We start from the raw sequence: 21457 nt of genomic DNA on the forward strand, positions 1-21457 counted from the left end.
GGCGATGTAGGCCCGCGCGCGGCGCAGGGAAAGCCCTAACGCCTCAGGTGTCCGGAATCACATCGGTGAAACCGGCAGAATCATACGCGGCGCGCAGTTCCGGACAGGCGTTCGCCCATAGCAACGGCGGCTTGCCGACCCGGTTGAGACGACGCGGATCGGCGCCCGCTCCCAGCAGCGCGACGACGCTCGCAAGGCCATCCGGCCCTTTGGCGTCGCGGCCCGCATAATAGCCCGCCGTCCATAGCGGTCCGTTGCCGTGCCGGTCGGCGACATTGGGATCGGCGCCGTGGCTGAGGAGCAGTTCGACCATCTTCGCATGGCCGTTCTGAACCGCGACATGGAGTGCGGTATAATTGTCCTTGTCCGCTGCCGTCGGGTCGGCGCCGTCGCGGATCGCTTTCGCCGCCGCCTTGAGATCGCCTTCGGCCGCGTGGTGCCAGAGCGGGCTGCGGCCATAGAGATCGACGCCGGGACGTGCCTTCTTCCATGGCCATTGCGGCATCGCTTCAGCTCCTAGATGAGACCTGCGGCCTTCATCGCCGCATCCACGGCCGCCTTGCTCGCCTCGCTTGGCCCGACCATCGGCAACCGGAGCTCGGCGGAAATCTCGGGCCGCAGCTTGTTCACGGCGTACTTGACCGGCCCGGGCGAGGCGTCGGTGAACATCGCGTTGTGCAGCGCGAACAACCGGTCGTGCAGCGCCAGCGCCAGCGCGGTATCGCCCTCGGCCCATGCCGCCTGGAATTGCGCGCACAGCTTCGGCGCGACGTTCGCGCTGACCGAGATGCACCCGACTCCACCCATCGCGTTGAACGCCAGAGCGGTATCGTCATTGCCCGAAAGCTGCGCGAAGCCCGCACGAAGCGCCGCGCGATGCCTCGACACGCGCGCCAGATCGCCCGTCGCATCCTTGATCGCGACGAACTTGCCGGGGAACGCCTGGACGATACGGATCACAGTCTCGGGCTGAATGTCGGTGACGGTGCGGCCGGGCACGTTGTAGAGGACGATCGGCAGCTCGCATTCGGCCGCCACCGCCTCGAAATGGCGGAAGATGCCTTCCTGGCTAGGCCGGTTGTAATAGGGCGGCACCATCAGCACCGCATCGGCGCCGGCTTCCTTCGCCGCCTTGACGTTGCCGATCGCGACGCGGGTGTCGTTCGAGCCCGTGCCCGCGATCACGGGCACGCGGCCGCGCACCTGATCGGCGCAGACGCGCACCACCTCGAAATGCTCGTCCTTGGTCAGCGTCGCCGCTTCGCCCGTCGTGCCCACCGGCACCAGCGCGGACGATCCCTCGGCGATCTGCCATTCGACAAAGTCGCGAAACACGTCCTCGGCGAAGTCGCCGTTACGGAAGGGGGTAATCAGGGCGGGGATCGAACCGGTGAACATATGCGCCAAAAAGCCCCAATTTTCCGAATTTCGGGGTGGCCAATAGGCGCGCGGTGCGTATCATGTCCAGCATGCTTGCCTCTTTGTTCAGGAGCGGGCTTCTGCTCGCCGGCGTATCGGGTGTCGCGGTCTCTTCTCAGGTCGTGCAGGATGGAGTGGAACGCGCGCGTATTCAGCTCGCTGCGTTGACCGCCTCGCCGCAGGAATATCCCGCCCCCGCCAGTTCGGGGATTCAGTATAATCTCGACCAGTGGAAGCGGCTCCAGCAATCGGATCGCTGGCCGTTCAGCGACTATGCGAACTTCCTGCTCGCCCACCCCGGCTGGCCGGGCGAGACCAGCCGCCGCGCCGCGGCAGAGACGTCGCTGACCTCGGGCGCCGAGGCACCTTCGCTGGTCATCCGCTTCTTCGAACGGTTTCCGCCCGCCACCGCTGCCGGCCGGGTCCGTTATGCCGAGGCGCTGGCCGCGTCGGGCCGCCGGACCGAGGCGAATGAGCAGGCCCGCCGCGCCTGGCGCAGCGGCGCGCTCCGCCCCGCCGATGAGAGCGCCGTGCTCTCGGGCTTCCCGGGCGCACTGACCCCGGCGGATCATGATGCCCGGATGGACGCCTTGCTCTGGCAGGATGCGCGCACCGCCGCCGCACGCCAGGCCGCCTATACCTCGCCGCAGAACCGGCCGCTGTTCGACGCGCGCCTGTCGATGCAGAGCAACTGGCCCGACGCGCAGGACAAGGCCGCCGCGGTCGAGGCGCTCGGCGCGCGCGATCCCGGTTTCATCGCCGATCGTGCGATGTGGTTCCGTAACAATGGCGGCAGCGGCTCGGCCCGTTCGCTCCTCGCCCGGCCGCGCGACCTCGCGACGCTCCCCGGCAATGTCGAGGAATGGTACGAAGTCCTGCTGGTTAATGCCCGCGCGGCGGAGAGCGACGGCCAGTTCAGCCTTGCCTATTCGATCGCCTCGCAGGTCGATGATGCCCTGCCCCCCGGCGCCGATGTCGCTGCGATGGGCCTCGGCATCCGCGACGATTACACCAGCCTTGTCTGGCTCGCCGGCACGGTCGCGATGCACAAGCTGCGCCGTCCGGCCGATGCGGTGATGATGTTCGACCGCTATTCGCGCGGCAGCCGTACCCCCACCACCCAGTCCAAGGGCCTCTACTGGGCCGGGCGCGCCGCCGAGGCCGCCGGGCAGCAGGCCGCGGCACAGGGCTATTATGAGCGCGCCGCCGCCTTTTCCGACCTCTATTACGGCCAGCTCGCAGCCGAGCGGGTGAGCCGCGCGCTCAAGGCACCGCCAGCCTTCGACGGCACCCGTGCCTCGTCGAGTGCACGCACTGCCTTCTACAATCGCGAGGTGGTTCAGGCCGCGCGGCTGCTCGGCACGCTCGGCCGCTGGCAGGACCAGAGCCTGTTCCTCCGCCAGATCGCTGCCGACGCCACCAGCGCCGAGGACCATGTCCTCGCCACCGAGCTGTCGCGCAGCATCGGCCGCCCCGATCTGGGCGTGATGGTCGGCCGCAGCGCACTTCTGAATGGCCTCAGCGACTATACCGTTGCGGGCTACCCGTCGGTGCGCGTGCCGCAGGGCGAGGAAGGCTATTTCACGATCATCCACGCCATCGCGCGGCAGGAAAGCCAGTTCGACAAGCAGGCAGTCAGCCATGCCGGTGCCCGCGGGCTGATGCAGCTGATGCCCGGAACCGCGCGCGAGACCGCCGGCAAGCTCGGCCTGGGCTACAACATGTCCTCGCTCACCGTGGACACGGACTACAATATCCGCCTCGGCTCGAGCTATTTCCAGCGGATGCTGAGCTATTATGGCGGCAGCTACCCGCTCGCGGTTGCCGCTTACAATGCGGGGCCGGGCAATGTGAACAAATGGCTGCGCGCCAATGGCGATCCACGCACCGGCAGCATCGAGGTCGTTGACTGGGTCGAGGCGATCCCGATCTTCGAGACCAAGAACTATGTCCAGCGCGTGCTCGAGAACGCCGTGGTCTATGATCTGCTGCACCCGAACTATGCCCGCTCGCGTGGTCCGGCGCATCTGAGCTGGTATCTCGGCAAGAACCGCCCCGGCTGACGTGATCGAGATCCTGGCCTATCAGGAAGCGCAGTTCGGCGAGGTCGATGCGCTGTGGCGCACCGTCTTTCCCGAGGACCCGCTCCACAGCCACGCCGCCGTCGCCGTCCCGCAGAAACTGGCCGTCCAGCGTGACCTGTTCCTCGTCGCGGTCGAGGGCGGCCGCGTGCTCGGCACGATCCTCGCGGGCTATGACGGCCATCGCGGCTGGCTCTACAAGCTTGCGGTCCATCCCAATGCCCGTCACTGCGGGATCGGGACGAAGCTGGTCCGCGCCGCGGAGAAGAAGCTGGCGGCCAGGGGCTGTACCAAGCTCAATCTTCAGGTACGCGCCGGCAATGACGAGGCCGCCCGCTTCTGGGCGCGCATGGGCTATGGCGAGGAGCCGATCATCAGCATGGGCCGCCTTCTTTGAGTATCGACCGTCCCAACTACATCACCCCCGCAGGCTATTCGGCGCTCAAGGCCGAGTATGACGCACTGTTCGGCGGCGAGCGGCCCAAGCTGGTCGAGACCATCGCCTGGGCCGCGGGCAATGGCGACCGCTCCGAGAATGGCGACTATATCTACGGCCGCAAGCGCCTGCGCGAGATCGACCGGCGGCTGGGCTGGCTGTCGAAGCGGATGAAGGCGGCCAAGGTCGTCGATCCCTGCCGGCAGGAGGATCGCAGCCGCATCTGGTTCGGCGCCACCGTCACCATCGCGGACGAGGACGAAAACCACCGCACCCTGACCTTCGTCGGCGATGACGAGGCGGACGCGGGCAAGGGTCTGGTCGGCTGGAACGCCCCCCTCGCCCGCGCACTGCGCGGCGCCGCGATCGGCGATCTGCGCCGCGTGATGCTGCCCGCGGGCGAGAAGGAATTTGAGGTGATGGAAATCAGCTATCCCGGCTGATCTCATTGCAATTAAGATTGACTCGCAATAGCGATCATGCTCAGGGCACGCACAACGCGCTGCCCGCCCCTGTCCGGCGATCCACGACGGCGCGCAGTACAGGGGATTTCCATGAAGACGACGTACCGCTTGCTGGCCACCGCCGCGCTCGTGTTGACCGTACCTGCGGCGGCGTTTGCCGCGCAGGATGACGAGACGGCGGGTGAGCAGCAGAAGTCCGACGAAATCGTCGTCTATGGCCGCGGCGAACAGAAGAACACGCTCGCCACCGGGCTGGACCTCTCCCCGCGCCAGACGCCCCAGTCGATCAGCATCATCACCCGCGAACAGCTTGAGGATCAGGCCGCCGTCAATGTCGGCGAAGCGCTCGGCTACACGACTGGAATCTCGGTCAAGGCGGTCGATCGCGGCCGCAACACGCTGGCGGCACGCGGCTTCGACATCACCAACTACCAGCTCGATGGCGCGCCCTTCGTCACCGGCAATATCGGGCTGGAGAAGAACAGCAGCGCCATCTTTGAACGGATCGAGGTGATCCGCGGCGCCAACGGGCTGATGCAGGGCGCCGGCGAACCGTCCGCGACGATCAACCTGGTGCGCAAGCACGCCGTCTCAAGCGAGCTCAAAGGCACGCTCGACCTTGAGGGCGGCTCTTGGAACCGTTTTGCCGCGACCGGCGACATCACCGTGCCGATCACTGCCGACGGATCGGTGCGCGGGCGGTTCGTCGCGCAATACAGCCGGCAGGATTCGTTCGTCGATATCGAGAAGTCGAAGGGCTGGCTCTTCTATGGCGTGATCGATGCCGATCTCGGCACGAACACCCGGGTCAGCATCGGCGCCAGCTACCAGCGTGACGAGCGCGACGGCACCCTCTGGGGCCAATTGCCCTATTGGTATGCCGACGGCACCCGCACCAACTGGCCACGTTCCAAGACCACCGGCGCGGGCTGGAATCTGTGGGACACGACCGAGAAGACCGCGTTCCTGACCATCGAACAGCGCCTCGGCAGCAACTGGTCGCTCCGCGCCGACGTCGCCTATCATGAACAATTCGAGGAATCGAAACTGCTCTGGACCGGCGGCTATCCCGATCGCATCACCGGCATCGGCATGACCGCCGAGGGCTATTGGTACGAATCCCGTCCCAAACAGTGGAACGCCAGCGCACAGCTTCGCGGCAATTTCGACCTGCTGGGCCGTGAGCACGAGCTGATCGTCGGGGGCAATTATCGCCACCTGAGCGGCGGCTGGACCAACCGCGACCCCGATCCCGCAACGGTCGCCCCCATCGGCAACTATAATCTGTGGGACGGCAGCAAATACGCCGAGCCCGTCTGGGGCAATCGCTATCGGATGAGCGGCTTCGGCACGACCGAGCAATATGCCGTTTACGGCGCGGCCCGCCTCCAACTGCTCGACCCGCTCAAGCTGATCGCGGGCGCGCGCGTCAGCTGGTGGGAACGCAACGAGGAAGTCGCACTCTACACGCCGGCCGCCTACACCATTCGCCATGCCGGCCGCGTCACGCCCTACGCCGGCCTGGTGTTCGACGTGACCGGCAACATCTCCGCCTACGCAAGCTTCACCAGCATCTTCAATCCGCAGGACAGCAGGGATCGCAACGGCGATTACCTGCCTCCGGTGGTCGGCAACAGCTATGAGGCAGGCCTGAAGGGCGAGTGGATGGACGGCCGCCTTCGCGCGTCCGCCGCGATCTTCCGGATCGAGCAGGACAATTTCGCGGTCGTCGATGAAGGCTATTTCATTCCCGGCACGACCAACCCGGCCATGCGCCCCGCGCGCGGCACGGTGTCCGAGGGCTATGAGGCCGAGCTCGCGGGCAAGATCCTCAAGGGATGGGATCTCAGCCTAGGCTGGAGTGCCTTCCGCGCGGAGGATGCCGCCGGAGCCCCGGTCCAGGCGCATCACCCCCGCCGCATCCTGCGCATGGCCACCCGCTATGACTTCAGCGGCATGCTCGACGGGTTCAGCATCGGCGGCTCGGCGCGCTGGGAGAGCGAACCGCCCAAGACCGGTGTGAACCCGGCCACCAATCTGCGCGAGAATGTCGGCCAGCCCGCCTATCTGCTGGTCAACGGCATGGCGCGCTACAAGATCAACGACAACGTCTCGCTCCAGCTCAACGTCAACAATTTGTTCGACAAGCGCTACTTCAACAACAATCTCTGGTTCGCTGGCTATGTCTATGGCGAACCGCGGAATGTCCGCGCGACCCTGCGTTTGGGATTCTGATCCGCAGCGGGCGAAGCTCCGCTTGGAGCTTCGCCGCGCCGGCACGCGGTGCAGGATCGCGCGCACCTGATCCTGCACCGCCGGCTCTCGCCCACCCAGCCGGGCGGTGCAAACGGGTGCAAATACTGGGGATTTCCATGAAGACGATGCATCGCTTGCTGAGCACCGCCGCGCTCGCACTGACCGTGCCTACATCGGCGCTCGCGGGACAGGAGAGAGCGGCGACGGACGAGCCGTCGAAGGCGGAGGAAATCGTCGTCTATGGCCGCGGCGAGCAGAAGAACTCGCTTGCGACCGGCCTCGACCTTTCCCCGCGCGAAACGCCGCAATCGATCAGCATCATCACGCGTGAGCAGTTGAACGACCAGGCATCCGTCAACATCGCCGACGCGCTGTCCTACACCACCGGTGTCTCGGTGAAGGCACTGGATCGGGCGCGTTATACGCTGGCGGCGCGCGGTTTCGAAATCACCAGCTTCCAGTTCGACAGCGCGCCCTTCTTCGTCGGCAACCTCGGGCTGGAAGAGAACAACACCGCCATTTTCGAACGGATCGAGGTGATGCGCGGCGCCAACGGCCTGTTGCAAGGCGTCGGCGAACCTTCAGCGACGATCAACCTGGTACGCAAACACGCCACTTCGCGTGACCTCACCGGCGTCATGAGCATCGAGGCGGGGTCGTGGGGGCGGATCGCCGCGAATGGCGATGTTACCGCGCCGCTCGCGGCGGACGGAGCAGTGCGCGGACGGCTGGTCGCGCAGGTCTATTCGCAGGACAGCTTCGTCGATCTGGAAGAGTCCAAGGGCTATGTCGTCTATGGCGTGATCGATGCCGACCTCGGCACCGCAACCCGCATCAGCCTGGGCGCCAGCTACCAGCAGGATGATTTTGACGGCCTGTCGTTCAAGCAATTGCCCTATTGGTACAGCGACGGCACGCGAACCGACTGGCCGCGCTCGAAGGCAACGGCGGCGCGCTGGAGCCTGTTCGACACCACCGTGAAAACGGCCTTTCTGACGCTGGAGCAGCAATGGAGGCGACTGGTCGCTGCGCAGCGACCTCAGCTACCAGCAGAAGGTCGAGGATATGAAGATGCTGCTGCCATCGGGCTATCCCGATCGGGGCACGGGCCTCGGCATGGTCGCCGACCCCTATTGGTACGAGCGCGATTCCAAGCAATGGGGCGCCAGCGCGTCGATCAAGGGCGGTTTCGATCTGCTGGGCAGGCAGCACCAGCTCATCGTCGGTGCGATGTACAGCCACATGAAATCGACCGGCTTCACCAACCGCGATCCCGACCCGGCGACCATCGCCCCCGTCGGCAATTTCGATGATTGGGACGGCAGCTATCCCGAGCCGCGATGGGGTGATCGCTATCGGCTGAGCGGCGCGGGCACGACCGAGCAATATGCCATTTACGGCGTGACCCGGCTTCAGCTTGCCAAGCCGCTCAAATTGATCGCTGGCGCTCGGATGAGCTGGTGGCGGCGTGACGAAGAGGTGGCGCGCTACACGCCGGTGCCGTTCACCCTGCGCGAGGACGGCATCTTCACGCCCTATGCCGGGCTGATCCTCGATGTGACTGGCAATCTGTCCGCCTATGTCAGCTATTCCCGGATCTTCAATCCGCAGAACAGCAAGGACCGGAACGGCGACTATCTCCCGCCGGTTCAGGGCGCCAATTACGAGGCGGGCCTGAAGGGCGAATGGATGGGCGGCCGGCTTCGCGCGTCAGCCGCAATCTTCCGCATCGAACAGGATAACTTCGCAGTGGTCGATCCGGGGCATTTCATTCCCGGCACGACCTTGCCCGCCTATCGCCCAGCGCGAGGCACCGTGTCGAAGGGCTATGAAGGCGAGATCGCCGGCAAGATCCTGCCCGGATGGGATCTGAGCCTGGGCTGGAGCGCGTTTACCGCAAAGGATGTCGATGGCCTGCCGGTGCAACCGGCACACCCGGGCCGGATACTGCGCATGTCCACCCGCTATGATTTCGGCGGCGCCCTCGACGGCTTCAGCCTTGGCGGATCGCTGCGCTGGGAGAGCCGTCCGCCGATGACCGCAGTCAATCCCGGCACGCAGTTGACCGAGAAGGTCGGGCAGCCGGCCTATCTGCTGGTCAACGGCATGGCCCAATATGCGTTCAACAAGCGTGTCTCGCTCCAGGTCAATCTCGATAACCTGTTCGACAAACACTATTACAACAACGACATGTGGTCCGACGGCTTCGTGTTCGGCAAACCCCGGAATGTCCGCGCGACATTGCGCTACGGCTTCTGATCCGGCTCACCGGGCGCCGCGCTGGCGCCCGGTGGCTTTGAACATCGCCGGACTCTGTCCGGTCCAGCGCTTGAACGCCCGCGAGAAGGCCGCCGGATCGGAGAAGCCAAGCTGATAGGCCGCTTCCTTCACTGGAAGCGTACCGCCGCGCATCAGTTTGAGCGCCACCCGGTGCCGCAACCCGTCGAGCACCTGTTCGAACGTCAGCCCCTCGGCCTTCAGACGGCGGTAGAGCGTCTGACGGCTGCATCCCATCGCGTGTGCCACGCGGTCGATCCGTGCCGCACCCAAGGCCAGCAGCGGCTCAAGATGCCGCTCGACGTCGCGCCGCACGCTGCGTTTGCCCGCGCGGCGTTTGCGCATCTCGCGGGCGATCTCCGCCGCGATGAAACGGAGCGCACCGACCGCTCTCGACCGGCCCGACACCCGCTCCGTGCAACCTTCGATCATCTTTTTGATCCCCCCGATCATGGGCATCTGTGTGTTGTCTGAATAATACGCCTCCAGGAAATCGAGCACAAGGGAGGCGCACATGAATGCATTCATGCTGGTGCATATCGTCGGGGGAAGCGTGGCCCTGCTGTCGGGCGCTGCAGCGCTCACGGTCCGCAAAGGCGGTCGCTGGCACGCGCGCGCAGGCACGGCCTTCTTTGCGTCGATGCTCGTCATGGCCGGTACCGGCGCGGTGATCGCAATCCTCAAGCCGGAGCGCGGAACTGCGCTTGTCGGAACCTTCACCTGCTATCTCGTAGCGACCGCATGGACCGCCGCGCGTCAGCGCTCGGGCAAGGCGACCGGCCTCGACCGGACAGCGCTGGCGATCGCGATCGGTTGCACGATCGGGCAGTTGCTGCTCGGCTACGCCGGTTTCAACGATCCCGACGGGAAGGTCGACAGCCTGCCCTGGCAGGTCCATTTCGTCTTCGGCTCCCTCGCCCTGCTCGCAGCCGCGCTCGACCTCAATTTCCTGCGCAAGGGCCAGCTCTCGGGCGTTCAGCGCATTGGCCGGCATCTGTGGCGCATGTCGACCGCGATGCTGATCGCGACCTCGTCCTTCTTCCGCGGGCAGCGGGACGAGTTCCCGGAGGCGTGGCAGGGCTTTTTCCTGTGGGACGCGCTGCCGCTGCTCGTGCTTGCCGTGATGGTCTTCTGGATCTTCCGTGTCCGCTTCAGCGCAGCCTTCCGCAAATGGCCGCCACGGATCAGCCCGCCAGCTTCTTCCCCGCCGCCTTCCAGCGCGCACTGTTCGTGAGCGCCGACGCCTCGATCTTGAGCTTCGCGCAGCCAGGGAGTCCGCGGATGATCGTCCGCAGATTGTCGGCCAGCACGGGCGGCATCCACGGGTTCAACACCAACCGCGTGATCGAGCCGAGATCGATCGCGATCGGCAACGAGAATGCCGGTTCCTCCAGGCACGTCGCGACGATCCGCCATTCGCGCTCATCGCTATAGCCTTCACGCTTCACGAACGGCAGCCGGTGCGCCTCTTCGGGTGGCAACTCCTCAAGCTGCCGGATTTGAAGATAGTCGACCGGTCCGGCAATCACCCCGGCATGCCCCAGCACGGCGGTTTCGAGCGCGGCCTTCTCGAACTCGATGCACACGCCTTCCATGCCTTGGGTGAAGACGCGCCAGTGGTGATAGGTCTCGCTCGCCATCGCGCAGCATAGCGCCAGCACCGACTTGGCATCGGCATGGGCACGATAGAGCTCCATGAACTCGACGTCGTTGGTGTCGTCCCATTTAGAGGGGCTCAGCAGCACCAATCGCTGGTGCACCAGCGTGTCGAGCGCGCTCGACAGCGTCGTGTAGCGCCGTACGAATTTGTCGAGGGTGCGCGTCGCCATCAGGCGGCCACCCGCTCGATGCCGACGCGGTTGGCCAGCGGCCGCCCCGCCTCAGCATCCGCAATGCTCGCCAGCGTCGTCTCCGCGATCGCGGTCAGCGCTTCCTCGGTCAGGAAGGCCTGGTGTCCGGTGACCAGGACATTGGGAAAGGTCAGCAGCCGCTGGAACACGTCGTCCCCGACGATCTCGTTCGACAGATCCTCGAAGAACAGATCGGCCTCCTGCTCATAGACGTCGAGCGCCACGCCGCCGATCTTGCGCGACTTGAGACCCTCGATAAGTGCTCCGGTGTCGATCAGCGCGCCGCGGCTGGTGTTGACGATCAACAGCCCCTCGCGCGCCCGCCCGATCGCCGCGGCATCGATCAGGTGACGCGTTTCCGGTGTCAGCGGGCAATGCAGCGTGACGATCTCCGCCTGCTCCAGCAGCGCCGCGCGGGGGACGTAGCGCACCCCGATCGCCTCAAGCGCCGGATCGGTCACCACATCGCTCGCCAGCACCTCGCAGCCGAACCCGGCGCGAAGGCTTTGCGCGACCAGCGCCCCGATCTTGCCGGTGCCGATCACACCCACGGTCCGGCCATGCAGGTTGCGCCCGATCAGGCCGTCCAGCGCGAAGTTGTTGTCGCGCACCCGCGCCCAGGCCCGCGGGATATGCCGGTCGACCGCCAGCATCAGCCCGACGGTGAACTCCGCCACCGCATGTGGCGAATAGGCAGGCACGCGCACCACATCGATCCCCAACCGCACAGCCGCCGCCAGATCGACATTGTTGAACCCTGCACAGCGAAGCGCGACCAGCCTTACGCCCTGCCCCGCCAGTGCTTCCAGAACCCGGCCGTCGACGCAGTCGTTGACGAATACGCACACCGCCCCGCAGCCGGCGGCGAGCGGTGTGGTGGAAATATCCAGCCTCGGCTCGAGAAACATCAGCTCATGGCCATGGGCTGCGTTCGCTTCGCTCAGGAAGCGCCGGTCATATCCCTTGGTCCCGAACACCGCGACGCGCATGGCTGCTCCCCTTGGCCAGCGCCCAGATCAGCACGCGACGACGTTGACCGCCAGCCCGCCCTGCGCGGTTTCCTTGTATTTCGACCGCATATCCTCGCCGGTCTGGCGCATCGTCTCGATCACCGCGTCGAGGCTGACGACATGGCTGCCGTCGCCGTGCATCGCGAGATAGGCGGCGTTGATCGCCTTGATCGCGCCCATCGTGTTGCGCTCGATACAGGGGATCTGGACGAGCCCGCCGATCGGGTCGCAGGTCAGGCCCAGATTATGCTCCATGCCGATCTCGGCGGCATTCTCGATCTGGGCATTGGTCGCGCCCAGCGCCGCCGCCAACCCGGCTGCCGCCATCGAACAGGCGACACCGACTTCGCCCTGACAGCCCATTTCGGCCGCCGAGATCGACGCGCGCTTCTTGTAGAGGAAGCCTATTGCCGCGGTCGTCAGCAGGAAGGTCCGCGCGCCAGCGGGTGTCGGTGAGGCGCAGAAGGTCTCGTAATAGCGCAGCACCGCCGGGATCACGCCCGCAGCGCCATTGGTCGGCGCGGTGACGACACGCCCGCCCGCGGCATTCTCCTCGTTCACCGCCAGCGCCCACAAGCTCACCCAGTCGAACACCAGCGAAGGATCGGATCGCGGCCCGCGCGCGAGCAGCTTGTTGTGAAGGTCGCGGGCACGCCGCTTGACCTTGAGCCCGCCGGGCAATTCGCCCTCGCCGCGCATACCCCGCTCGATGCACGCCGACATTGCCGCCCGCAGCGAATCGAGGAAAGCGTCGGTCTCGGTATCGTCGCGCCACGCGGCTTCGTTAGCACGGACGATATCGGCGATCGTCACGCCCTTCTCCTCCGCCACCGCGAGCAGTTCCGCCCCGGACGAGAAATTCATCGGCAGCGTCACGTTCGATCGCGGTGCCTCGCACCCGCCCTCGACCACCGCGCCGCCGCCGATCGAGTACCAGAAGGTCTCGTACGGCTCGCCATCGGGATAATGCGCAACGAAGCGCATGCCGTTGGGGTGTGCGGGCAGGAAGCGGTCCGAGCGGAAGATCAGGTGCCGGCCCTCGACGAACGGCACGATCACCTGCCCGCCCAGCGACAGCTTCTGCTCGGACTGGATCGTCGAAACGATGCTCGCCACCGCGTCGGGATCGACGCTCTCTGGCTGGTGCCCGGCAAGGCCCAGGATCACCGCCGTGTCGGTGGCGTGCCCCTTGCCGGTCAGCGCGAGCGATCCGAACAGCTCGCACGATACCGAAACCGGGATTCCGCGATCCAGCGCCGCCTCGGAAAAGGCACACGCGGCGCGCATCGGCCCGACGGTGTGCGAGCTCGACGGGCCGATGCCGATGGTGAACAGATCGGCCAGGCCGATCGTCGCCTCAACGCGCTGCCGCGCCGCCATTCCCGAACCGTCGAGCATCAAATCCCTCCAACGGGGCGGTGGTTGATCCGCCTGCCCCTGCGTAGAGGCCTTATTCGGTCGGCGCGACGCCCGGCGCAAGCCGGATGTGCAGTTCCTTGAGCTGCTTGTCGCTGACGAAGGACGGCGCCTGCATCATCAGGTCCTCGGCCTTCTGGTTCATCGGGAAGACGATGACCTCGCGGATGTTGGGCTGGTCGGCCAGCAGCATCACGATGCGATCGACGCCCGGCGCCGACCCGCCATGCGGCGGCGCGCCGAACTTGAACGCGTTGATCATGCCCGCGAAGTTGGTGTCCACGTCCTGCTGACTGTACCCGGCGATCTCGAACGCCTTGTACATGATCTCCGGACGGTGGTTCCGGATCGCGCCCGACGACAGCTCGATGCCGTTGCAGACGATGTCATACTGCCAGGCGAGGATGTCGAGCGGGTCCTTGGTCTCCAGCGCCTCCAGTTCGCCCTGCGGCATACTGAACGGGTTGTGGCTGAAGTCGACCTTCTTCGCGTCCTCGTCATACTCGAACATCGGGAAATCGACGATCCAGCAGAATTCGAAGCGGCTCTTGTCGATCAGCTCCAGCTGCTCGGCGACGCGGGTGCGGGCGAGACCCGCGAGCTTCGCTGCTTGGGCTTCCTTGCCCGCGGCGAAGAAGATGCCGTCGTCCGGGCCAAGGCCCAGTTCGTCGGCCAGCGCCGACATCTTGTCCTCGCCATGGTTCTTGGCGATCGGGCCGCCCCATTCGCCGCCCTTGCGCGTCGCATAGCCCAGGCCGGCAAAGCCTTCGCCCTGCGCCCAGCTGTTCATGTCGTCGAAGAACTTGCGGCTCTTCTCCGCCGTGCCCGGTGCCGGGATCGCGCGGACGACGTCGCCGGCTTCGACGATCGAGGCGAAGCGGCCGAAGCCCGAGCCTTCGAAATGCGTGCTCACGTCCGAAATCAGGATCGGGTTGCGCAGGTCGGGCTTGTCGTTGCCGTATTTCAGCATCGATTCGCGGTACGGGATGCGCTTGAACGGCAGCGGGCTGACGGTGCGGCCCTTGCCCTGCCAGTTGGCGAATTCCTCGAACACGCCATGCAGCACCGGCTCGATCGCCGCGAACACATCGTCCTGCGTGACGTAGCTCATCTCGAAATCGAGCTGATAGAACTCGCCCGGCGAGCGATCGGCGCGCGCGTCCTCGTCACGGAAGCACGGCGCGATCTGGAAATAGCGGTCAAAGCCCGCGACCATCAGCAGCTGCTTGAACATCTGCGGCGCCTGCGGGAGTGCGTAGAACTTGCCAGGATGCACGCGGCTGGCGACCAGATAGTCGCGCGCGCCTTCCGGCGACGACGCGGTCAGGATCGGCGTCTGGAACTCGGTGAAGCCCTGATCGATCATCCGGCGGCGCAGGCTGGCGATCACATGGCTGCGCAGCATGATGTTGGCGTGCAGCCCCTCGCGGCGCAGGTCGAGGAAGCGGTTGCGAAGGCGGATTTCCTCCGGATATTCGGCATCACCGAACACCGGCATCGGCAGTTCCTGTGCGGCCGACTGGACGGTGACGCCCTTGGCGAACACCTCGATCTCGCCGGTCGACAGGTTCGCGTTCACCGTCGCGTCCGAACGCGCCTTCACCACGCCGTCGATCGTCACGACCGATTCGACGCGCAGCCCTTCCAGCACCGGCAAAGCGGGCGAATCGCTGTCCGCAACGATCTGGGTCACGCCATAATGATCGCGCAGATCGACGAAGAGCACGCCGCCATGATCGCGCTTGCGATGGATCCAGCCCGAAAGGCGGACGGTCTCACCGACCTGTGCGGCGGTCAGCTGGCCGCAGTTGTGCGAACGATAGGCGTGCATGGTGCAATCTCTGATGACGCCGCCCGCAGGCAGCGAGTTATAAACAGGCGGTCGCGCTTCATGCCCACGCGCCCCTTTGTCAACCCGCTCGCGCGCGTCTATGGGCCTGCGATGCATATTCACGGCCTGATCGAAGACTCGGCAAGTCTCGCCAATCTCTGCACCCGCCTCGCGCAGCAACCGTTCATCACGGTGGATACCGAGTTCATGCGGGAAAACACCTTCTGGCCCGAGCTTTGCCTCATCCAGATCGCCGACACGAACGAAGCTGCGGCGATCGATCCGATGGCCGAAGGACTCGACCTCACACCCCTGCTCGACCTGCTCGTCAACAATGAGGACGTGCTCAAGGTCTTCCATGCCGGCGGCCAGGATCTCGAGATCGTCTACAACCTGACCGGCAAGACCCCACATCCGCTGTTCGACACCCAGATCGCAGCGATGGCGCTCGGCCAGGGTGAACAGATCGGCTATTCGAACCTGGTCGAAACCTATCTCGGCATCACGGTCGACAAGGGTGCGCGCTTCACCGACTGGAGCCGCCGTCCGCTCGACAAGCGCCAGATCGACTATGCGATCGCCGACGTGACCCACCTCTCCGAAATCTTCCCCAAGATGCTGGAAAAGCTGCGCAAGACCGGGCGCGGCGGCTGGCTCGACGAGGAAATGGAGCGGATCGCCAACCCCGAAAACTACCGCAACGATCCCGATCACGCGTGGCAGCGCATCCGTATCTCCAGCCGCAAGGCCGAGGTGCTGGGCCGCCTCAAGGCCCTGGCGGCATGGCGCGAGAAGGAAGCGCAGGGCAAGAACCTGCCCCGCGGCCGCATCGTCAAGGACGAGACGATCGCCGATCTCGCCGCCAATCCGCCGCGCAAGCAGAGCGACCTGACCCGCGTGCGCGGGCTCTCCGCCTCATGGGGCGGCAACGATATCGGGGGGCGCCTGATGACCGCGATCGAGAACGCCACCGCGATGCCCGCGTCGGAAATGCCCGCGCGCGACGACCGCAAGCTCCCGCTCGGCAAGGAAGGCGCGCTGGTCGCCGATCTGCTCAAGCTGCTTCTCAAGATTCGCGCGCGCGACATCAACGTGGCGGCGCGTCTGCTCGCGCGCTCGGACGATCTCGAGGCGCTCGCCGCGGGCCAGCGCGACAATCTCGCAATCCTCGAAGGCTGGCGGTTCGAGCAGTTCGGACGCGACGCACTCGCGCTGGTCGAGGGGCAGTTGGGGTTTACCGTGCGCAATGGTAAGCTCAAAATGACTCGCACCGAACAGCCACAAGAGTAGGAGAAGACGCCATGTTCCGCTTCGCCGTTCTGCTGTTGCCCGCCGGCCTGATGGCCTGCGCATCCTATCCGACGCCGATGCCCGGACCGATCCGCTGCAATGCAGGGGCTGTGCAGGGCCTTGTCGGCCGTGAGGCGCGGCCCCGCGTCATTCAGAACGCCAAGCGCCGTGCGGGTGCCCGCGATGTCCGCGTCACGCGGCCCGGCCAGCCGGTGACGATGGATTTCCGATCGGACCGGCTGAACATCGAAGTCGATCACCGCAACAATATCCGCCGCGTGCACTGCGGCTGAGCTTCAACCCGTCCGGGGTGCCGCACCGAACAGCTGATCGGCGAATTCGTCGAGCAGCTTCTGCGACAGCCCGCTATTGTTGAGGATCACGACGGTGGATCGGTCGTCATAGCGATGGCCAAGGACGGACCGGAAACCGGCGGTCCGTCCGGTCTGCCACGCCGCCTGCACCGGCTTGCCCGCGATCGTCATCGTCCGCACCCGCCCGCCAAGCGAATAGTCCTGATCCGGCACCCGGATCATGCGCAACGCCGCAATCGATTCGGGGCTCAGGAACCCGCGGTCGAAGACCCCGTGCGCAGCACGCGCCAGATCGGCGGCATCGCTGAAATAGCCGCCGCCTGCCGCCATCACCGGCGTACGCGGATCGGGCCACAAGACCGGCGGCTCGGTGGTACGATAGGAGGATGCCGCGCCCGCCGCGTTCAGACCGGTGTGGCGCAGCCCGAGCGGTTCGAGCGTGATGGTGCGCACCGCCTCTTCAAACGGCTTGCCGGCCAGCCGCTCGACGATCGCCAGCAGCAGAAACCAGTTGGTCATCGCATAGTCGAACTTGCTTCCCGGCTCGAAGGCGAGATCGTCCTGGCAGAAGCGGAGGATCGATTCGGCCGTGCCGAGATCGGTGGTGACGAGCGAAGAATCGAGCTTCGCCGCCGCGATGAAGCCGTTGGGGATCCCGCTGGTGTTCGAGAGCAGATGGGCGAGCGTCACCCGCGACCCGGTATCCGCACGATAATCGGGCAACAGGGTGGAAAGCGGCGTGTCGAGGGTCGCCTTGCCCTGTTCGATCAGCTTGAGCAGCGTGATGCTGGTCAGCCACTTCGAGATCGACGCGATCGCATAGACGGTATCAACCGTCGCCGGGCGCTTCGCAGCGATGTCGGCCATGCCGAAAGCGCGGGCATAATGGATGCGTCCCGCGCGCGCCTTGACCACGACGCCGTGGAAATTGTTCGCGCGAACGAATGCATCGACGTGCGGATCGTTCTTCCCGCTCGGCGTAAGCGCCCATGCCGGACGAAGCGCGGCGCCCCCGCACAAGAAGCCGGCCAGCACGGTGCGGCGATCGAACATAACGCTTCCTTCGAAATGATGCGGAAGCGTTCGTTTCACCTGAGAAACATGAACCGGAAATGACGGCGCGGCCCGCCCTCAGATCTCCACGGCAGCGGTCAGCCCTAGCGCACCCGCAAGCGCGCGGTGACGCTTCTCGACCGCCTCGCCGTAGAGCGCCGCATCGTCGCTCTCGAGGCTCAGCACCAGCTCATCCTCGGTCGCCGCAAGCGAAGAGCGCCGCAGCGGCCCGGCCACGCCGCCGCTCAACCGCTGACCGAGCCGCATGGCAAGTCCCCAGAGCTTTGCATGCTCGAGATCGTCGAGGCTGGCGAGCTGGCCGATCGGCGGCGGCGATTCGAAGCCCCCGCCCAGCGAGGTGAACAGCGCTTGCGCCAGCAGCGCCCGCCCGCGTGCGTCGATCCCCACCCAATTGCCGTGCAGCGCGATCTCGAGGCCGCGCTCGGCCCGGAATTCAGGGTTGGCGCGCCAGCCCACATCGGCGAGCAGGCATGCCGCATGCCGCAGCCGTGCGAGATCGGCCGTGTCGTCGAACAGCGGCGCGATCCAGGCGTCGAGCAGGTCGCCATGCTCGGGAAAGCGCCCCGAGCGCTGCGCCTCGTCGCGCGCCGCGACGATCAGCGGGTCTTCCTGCCGCTGCTCCGCGGTCAGCCCTCCATAGAGCAGCCCTTCACGCAGCCCGAAGGCGGATGCCACCGTCTCGCGGCTGCCCAGATGCTTGATCAGCACGCCCAGCAGCGCCGCGGCGTCCTCCATCGTCACGACGCGGCCTGACGAGAGGTTGGGTACGGCGCGGATCTTGCCGCGGCCCAGTTGCTGGATCGTGCGCTGCAGCCGTGTCACCGTCGCCGCGGGCATCGCATATTCGTGGATCACCGGCAGCGGGTAGCCGGTCAGATGCATGTCGAGCCGCGCCAGCGCGCGCCACGATCCGCCGACCAGATAGAAGGGCAGTCCGGCCCCGCGTCCGGTCCAGCCGGCATCGCTCAGCAGCTTGGCGACCGTCCTGTCGAGCGTCCCCTTCCCCTTCTCGCGGATCGCGCCGATGCGCAGCACGCCCAGCGGGAAGGAAACCCGGTCGGTCACCGTGCCCGCTACAACGCGCACCAGCTCCAGCGATCCGCCGCCAAGGTCGCCGACGATGCCATCGGCCTCGGGAATGCCCGACAGCACGCCATAGCCCGCCGCCAGCGCCTCGGCCTCGCCGGAGAGCAACTCGACATCCAGCCCCAGCGACCGCGCGATCGCGATCAGCTGGCCGCCGTTCGACGCCTCACGCACCGCGGCGGTAGCGACGGTACGGATCGAATCGGCTTCCATCTCACGCGCGAGGCTGGCGAAGCGGGCCAGCGCGGTGGTCGCCATGGTCAGCGCCGCTTCGTCGATCGCCCCGGTTTCGGACAGCGACCGGCCAAGGCCTGCCATCACCTTCTCGTTGAACAGGGTCGCAGGCAGCCGCGCCGCGCCGTCATAGACGACAAGGCGGATCGAGTTGGAACCGATATCGATGATCGCGGTGCGCTGAGCGGACGGCACCGGCTCTGCGCGGGGTTTGCGGAACAAAAGCGTGGTCACGCTCACCCGCTACGCTCCGCGCGCCACCGGCGCAACGACAGCTTGGGCACCGCCTCGCTCGTTTCCAATGCCGCACCACGGCCCGACAGCGACGGGTTGGTCATGAAATAGCGGTGGAGGTTGAACGGCTTGGGGCCGGGATCTTCGCGTACGTAGCGGCCATCGCTTTCCAGCTCCCAGCTCTGCTCGGTGTCGATCAGATTGGCGACCATCACCTGGTCGAGCACCTGATCGTGCACCGTGGGGTTCTGCAACGGAAGCATGAACTCCACCCGCCGGTCGAAGTTGCGCGGCATCCAGTCCGCGGAGGAAATGAACAGCTTCGCGCCGTCATTGGGCAGCGCCTTGCCGTTGCCGAACGCCCAGATGCGGCTGTGCTCCAGAAAGCGGCCCACCACCGATTTGACGGTGATATTCTCCGACATACCGGCAATCCCGGGCCGCAGGCAGCAGATGCCGCGGATCACCAGGTCGACCTCGACCCCGGCGTTGCTCGCCTCATAGAGCTTCTCGATCATCGCTGGATCGACCAGGCTGTTCATCTTGCCCCACACCGCCGCCGGCCTTCCGGCAAGTGCATGCGCGATCTCGCCGTCCACCAGCTCCATCAGCCGGTCGCGCAGATGCCGCGGCGAGACCGTGAGCAGCTCCAGATCCTCCGGTTCGACATAGCCGGTGACATAGTTGAAGATCTTCGCCGCATCGCGCCCGATCCGCGGATCGGCGGTGAAGAAGCTCAAATCGGTATAGATGCGCGCGGTCACCGGATGGTAGTTGCCGGTACCGAAATGGCAGTAGGTGCGAAACTCGTCGCCCTCGCGCCGCACCACCATCGACACCTTGGCGTGGGTCTTCCAGGTGGTGAAACCATAGATCACCTGAACGCCCGCGCGCTCCAGCGCCGACGCCCAGAGCAGATTCTGCTCCTCATCGAACCGCGCCTTGAGCTCGACTACCGCCGTCACCGATTTGCCCGCCTCGGCCGCGGCGATCAGCGCCTGGATCACCGCCGACTGCTTGCCCGCGCGGTACAGCGTCTGCTTGATCGCGACCACGTCCGGGTCGCTCGCCGCCTGTTTCAGGAAGGCGAGCACCACGTCGAACGTCTCGTACGGGTGGTGGACGACGATGTCCTTGGCCTTGATCGCCGCGAAGCAATCGCCGCCGAACTCGCGGATTCGCTCGGGGAAGCGCGGGGCATAGGGCGAGAATTTGAGGTCGGGCCGATCCTCTTCGACGATCATCGACAGGTCGCCCACACCCAGGAAGCCGCCGGTCTCGGTCAGCAGCGCCTCGCTGCCGCCCAGTTCCTCGAGCAGCACCGCCTCGAGCCCGGCATCGATGCCCTCTTCCATCTCGAGACGGATGACCCGCCCGCGCCGCCGCCGCTTGATCGCGGTGCGGAAGTAGAGGACCAGATCCTCGGCCTCTTCCTCCAGCTCGATATCGCTGTCGCGCAGCACCCGGAAGGTCGCTGACTTCTTGACGTCGTACCCCGGAAAAAGAAGCGAAGAGAAGCGCTTGAGAAGCGTTTCTACCGGCACGTAGCAGGCACGCTCACCCGGCACGCGCACGAAGCGCGGGCTGGCCGGAGGCAGCAGCACCAGTTCGCGGATCGGCTCGCCGTCGCTCTGCCGGACCAGGTCAAAGATCACGCTCAGCCCCTTGTTGGGGATGAACGGGAACGGGTGGGCGGGGTCGAGCGCCTGCGGGGTCAGGATCGGAAAGATCTGAAGGCGGAAATGGTTCTCGACCCAGTCGGCGACCTCGCCGACGATCGCATCGGCATCGAGCACCTCGATCCCGCGCTCGCCCAGCTCGCGGCGGATGACGTTCCACACCGCCTGCTGGCTGTCGACCAGCTCGCTCGCATCCTCGACGATCGCGGCAAGCTGCTGTGCCGGGGTGCGCCCGTCGGCGGAGTGCGCCTCCACCTCCTGCATCTGCTGGCCCTTCAGACCCGCGACGCGGACCATGAAAAACTCGTCGAGGTTCGAGCCCGAAATGGAGAGGAAGCGCAGCCGTTCCAGCAAGGGATGCGCAGTGTTGCCCGCCTCCTCCATCACGCGGCGGTTGAACGCCAGCCAGCTCAGCTCGCGATTGAAGTAGCGCGCTCCGCCTTCCGCCGGGCTCGCCGGCTCATTCTCGTCAGGCTTCAGTTGCGCGCGGCTCGACATGTTTCCTC

Annotated in this window: 18 protein-coding genes and 1 pseudogene; 9 read left to right on the forward strand and 10 right to left on the reverse strand. The window is 66.0% G+C overall.

Features of this window, described 5'->3' with window-relative positions; all coding sequences use genetic code 11:
- Positions 1-43: 43 nt before the first annotated feature.
- Both AC07TU_RS11775 and dapA read right to left on the reverse strand, forming a co-directional pair.
- Positions 44-505, reverse strand: a complete 462-nt coding sequence (locus AC07TU_RS11775; RefSeq protein WP_495188092.1) for an ankyrin repeat domain-containing protein — start codon at positions 503-505, stop codon at positions 44-46.
- Positions 506-516: 11 nt separating this feature from the next.
- Complete coding sequence (dapA, locus tag AC07TU_RS11780) at positions 517-1398, reverse strand: 4-hydroxy-tetrahydrodipicolinate synthase (RefSeq protein ID WP_495188384.1); 882 nt, start codon at positions 1396-1398, stop codon at positions 517-519.
- Positions 1399-1469: 71 nt separating this feature from the next.
- On the opposite strand from dapA, the gene AC07TU_RS11785 reads away from it, so the two are divergent.
- From AC07TU_RS11785 to AC07TU_RS11810, 6 genes and pseudogenes are all read left to right on the forward strand, one after another.
- Positions 1470-3482 carry a lytic transglycosylase domain-containing protein gene (locus AC07TU_RS11785; RefSeq protein WP_495188385.1) on the forward strand — a complete coding sequence of 671 codons (2013 nt, stop codon included), beginning with the start codon at positions 1470-1472 and terminating at the stop codon, positions 3480-3482.
- 1 nt (position 3483) lies between these two features.
- Positions 3484-3897: a GNAT family acetyltransferase gene (locus AC07TU_RS11790; RefSeq protein WP_495188093.1), complete on the forward strand. Its 414-nt coding sequence runs from the start codon at positions 3484-3486 to the stop codon at positions 3895-3897.
- Positions 3898-3899: 2 nt separating this feature from the next.
- Positions 3900-4379: a transcription elongation factor GreB gene (gene greB / locus AC07TU_RS11795; RefSeq protein ID WP_495188386.1), complete on the forward strand. Its 480-nt coding sequence runs from the start codon at positions 3900-3902 to the stop codon at positions 4377-4379.
- Between the two features lie 111 nt (positions 4380-4490).
- Entirely contained in the window at positions 4491-6635 is a 2145-nt protein-coding gene (locus AC07TU_RS11800) for a TonB-dependent siderophore receptor (protein ID WP_495188094.1), read from the forward strand.
- A gap of 146 nt (positions 6636-6781) precedes the next feature.
- Positions 6782-7228: pseudogene (locus AC07TU_RS11805) on the forward strand (TonB-dependent receptor plug domain-containing protein); the annotation flags it as partial.
- A gap of 454 nt (positions 7229-7682) precedes the next feature.
- A complete protein-coding gene (locus tag AC07TU_RS11810) occupies positions 7683-8915 on the forward strand; it encodes a TonB-dependent siderophore receptor (RefSeq protein WP_495188387.1) in 1233 nt (410 codons plus the stop codon).
- 6 nt (positions 8916-8921) lie between these two features.
- Here the strand turns inward: AC07TU_RS11810 and AC07TU_RS11815 are convergent, their stop codons facing one another.
- Positions 8922-9461, reverse strand: coding sequence for a helix-turn-helix domain-containing protein (locus tag AC07TU_RS11815; protein ID WP_495188095.1), 540 nt, complete (start codon positions 9459-9461; stop codon positions 8922-8924).
- On the opposite strand from AC07TU_RS11815, the gene AC07TU_RS11820 reads away from it, so the two are divergent.
- Complete coding sequence (locus tag AC07TU_RS11820; RefSeq protein ID WP_495188096.1) at positions 9448-10167, forward strand: DUF2306 domain-containing protein; 720 nt, start codon at positions 9448-9450, stop codon at positions 10165-10167. The genes AC07TU_RS11815 and AC07TU_RS11820 overlap by 14 nt on opposite strands.
- On the opposite strand, the gene AC07TU_RS11825 is transcribed toward AC07TU_RS11820, so the two are convergent.
- From AC07TU_RS11825 to aspS, 4 genes are read right to left on the reverse strand one after another with little or no spacing between them, the layout of a single operon-like run.
- The gene (locus AC07TU_RS11825; protein WP_495188097.1) at positions 10118-10762 is read right to left on the reverse strand and encodes a hypothetical protein; all 645 of its coding nucleotides are present in this window, start codon (positions 10760-10762) and stop codon (positions 10118-10120) included. The genes AC07TU_RS11820 and AC07TU_RS11825 overlap by 50 nt on opposite strands.
- Positions 10762-11772: a 2-hydroxyacid dehydrogenase gene (locus AC07TU_RS11830; protein ID WP_495188098.1), complete on the reverse strand. Its 1011-nt coding sequence runs from the start codon at positions 11770-11772 to the stop codon at positions 10762-10764. The genes AC07TU_RS11825 and AC07TU_RS11830 overlap by 1 nt, the downstream gene beginning before the upstream one ends.
- A gap of 27 nt (positions 11773-11799) precedes the next feature.
- Positions 11800-13191 carry an L-serine ammonia-lyase gene (locus AC07TU_RS11835; protein WP_495188099.1) on the reverse strand — a complete coding sequence of 464 codons (1392 nt, stop codon included), beginning with the start codon at positions 13189-13191 and terminating at the stop codon, positions 11800-11802.
- Between the two features lie 52 nt (positions 13192-13243).
- Entirely contained in the window at positions 13244-15040 is a 1797-nt protein-coding gene (gene aspS, locus AC07TU_RS11840; RefSeq protein ID WP_495188100.1) for an aspartate--tRNA ligase, read from the reverse strand.
- Between the two features lie 111 nt (positions 15041-15151).
- Here aspS and rnd point away from each other — a divergent pair, with 111 nt between their 5' ends.
- A complete protein-coding gene (gene rnd, locus AC07TU_RS11845; protein WP_495188101.1) occupies positions 15152-16330 on the forward strand; it encodes a ribonuclease D in 1179 nt (392 codons plus the stop codon).
- Between the two features lie 11 nt (positions 16331-16341).
- A complete protein-coding gene (locus AC07TU_RS11850) occupies positions 16342-16623 on the forward strand; it encodes an I78 family peptidase inhibitor (protein WP_495188102.1) in 282 nt (93 codons plus the stop codon).
- 3 nt (positions 16624-16626) lie between these two features.
- On the opposite strand, the gene AC07TU_RS11855 is transcribed toward AC07TU_RS11850, so the two are convergent.
- From AC07TU_RS11855 to AC07TU_RS11865, 3 genes are all read right to left on the reverse strand, one after another.
- Complete coding sequence (locus AC07TU_RS11855; protein ID WP_495188103.1) at positions 16627-17697, reverse strand: serine hydrolase domain-containing protein; 1071 nt, start codon at positions 17695-17697, stop codon at positions 16627-16629.
- 78 nt (positions 17698-17775) lie between these two features.
- Positions 17776-19272, reverse strand: coding sequence for a Ppx/GppA phosphatase family protein (locus tag AC07TU_RS11860; RefSeq protein ID WP_495188104.1), 1497 nt, complete (start codon positions 19270-19272; stop codon positions 17776-17778).
- 2 nt (positions 19273-19274) lie between these two features.
- The gene (locus AC07TU_RS11865; RefSeq protein WP_495188105.1) at positions 19275-21449 is read right to left on the reverse strand and encodes an RNA degradosome polyphosphate kinase; all 2175 of its coding nucleotides are present in this window, start codon (positions 21447-21449) and stop codon (positions 19275-19277) included.
- Between the last annotated feature and the right edge of the window lie 8 nt (positions 21450-21457).

The organism is Sphingomonas sp. GW821-FHT03E12, from assembly GCF_059420685.1.

Bases quoted from the DNA above. Each gene is read 5' to 3' on its own strand.
- AC07TU_RS11775 (WP_495188092.1), bottom strand. From the start codon at position 505: ATGCCGCAATGGCCATGGAAGAAGGCACGTCCCGGCGTCGATCTCTAT.
- dapA (WP_495188384.1), bottom strand. From the start codon at position 1,398: ATGTTCACCGGTTCGATCCCCGCCCTGATTACCCCCTTCCGTAACGGC.
- AC07TU_RS11785 (WP_495188385.1), top strand. From the start codon at position 1,470: ATGCTTGCCTCTTTGTTCAGGAGCGGGCTTCTGCTCGCCGGCGTATCG.
- AC07TU_RS11800 (WP_495188094.1), top strand. From the start codon at position 4,491: ATGAAGACGACGTACCGCTTGCTGGCCACCGCCGCGCTCGTGTTGACC.
- AC07TU_RS11820 (WP_495188096.1), top strand. From the start codon at position 9,448: ATGAATGCATTCATGCTGGTGCATATCGTCGGGGGAAGCGTGGCCCTG.
- AC07TU_RS11815 (WP_495188095.1), bottom strand. From the start codon at position 9,461: ATGAATGCATTCATGTGCGCCTCCCTTGTGCTCGATTTCCTGGAGGCG.
- AC07TU_RS11825 (WP_495188097.1), bottom strand. From the start codon at position 10,762: ATGGCGACGCGCACCCTCGACAAATTCGTACGGCGCTACACGACGCTG.
- AC07TU_RS11830 (WP_495188098.1), bottom strand. From the start codon at position 11,772: ATGCGCGTCGCGGTGTTCGGGACCAAGGGATATGACCGGCGCTTCCTG.
- AC07TU_RS11835 (WP_495188099.1), bottom strand. From the start codon at position 13,191: ATGCTCGACGGTTCGGGAATGGCGGCGCGGCAGCGCGTTGAGGCGACG.
- aspS (WP_495188100.1), bottom strand. From the start codon at position 15,040: ATGCACGCCTATCGTTCGCACAACTGCGGCCAGCTGACCGCCGCACAG.
- rnd (WP_495188101.1), top strand. From the start codon at position 15,152: ATGCATATTCACGGCCTGATCGAAGACTCGGCAAGTCTCGCCAATCTC.
- AC07TU_RS11850 (WP_495188102.1), top strand. From the start codon at position 16,342: ATGTTCCGCTTCGCCGTTCTGCTGTTGCCCGCCGGCCTGATGGCCTGC.
- AC07TU_RS11855 (WP_495188103.1), bottom strand. From the start codon at position 17,697: ATGTTCGATCGCCGCACCGTGCTGGCCGGCTTCTTGTGCGGGGGCGCC.
- AC07TU_RS11865 (WP_495188105.1), bottom strand. From the start codon at position 21,449: ATGTCGAGCCGCGCGCAACTGAAGCCTGACGAGAATGAGCCGGCGAGC.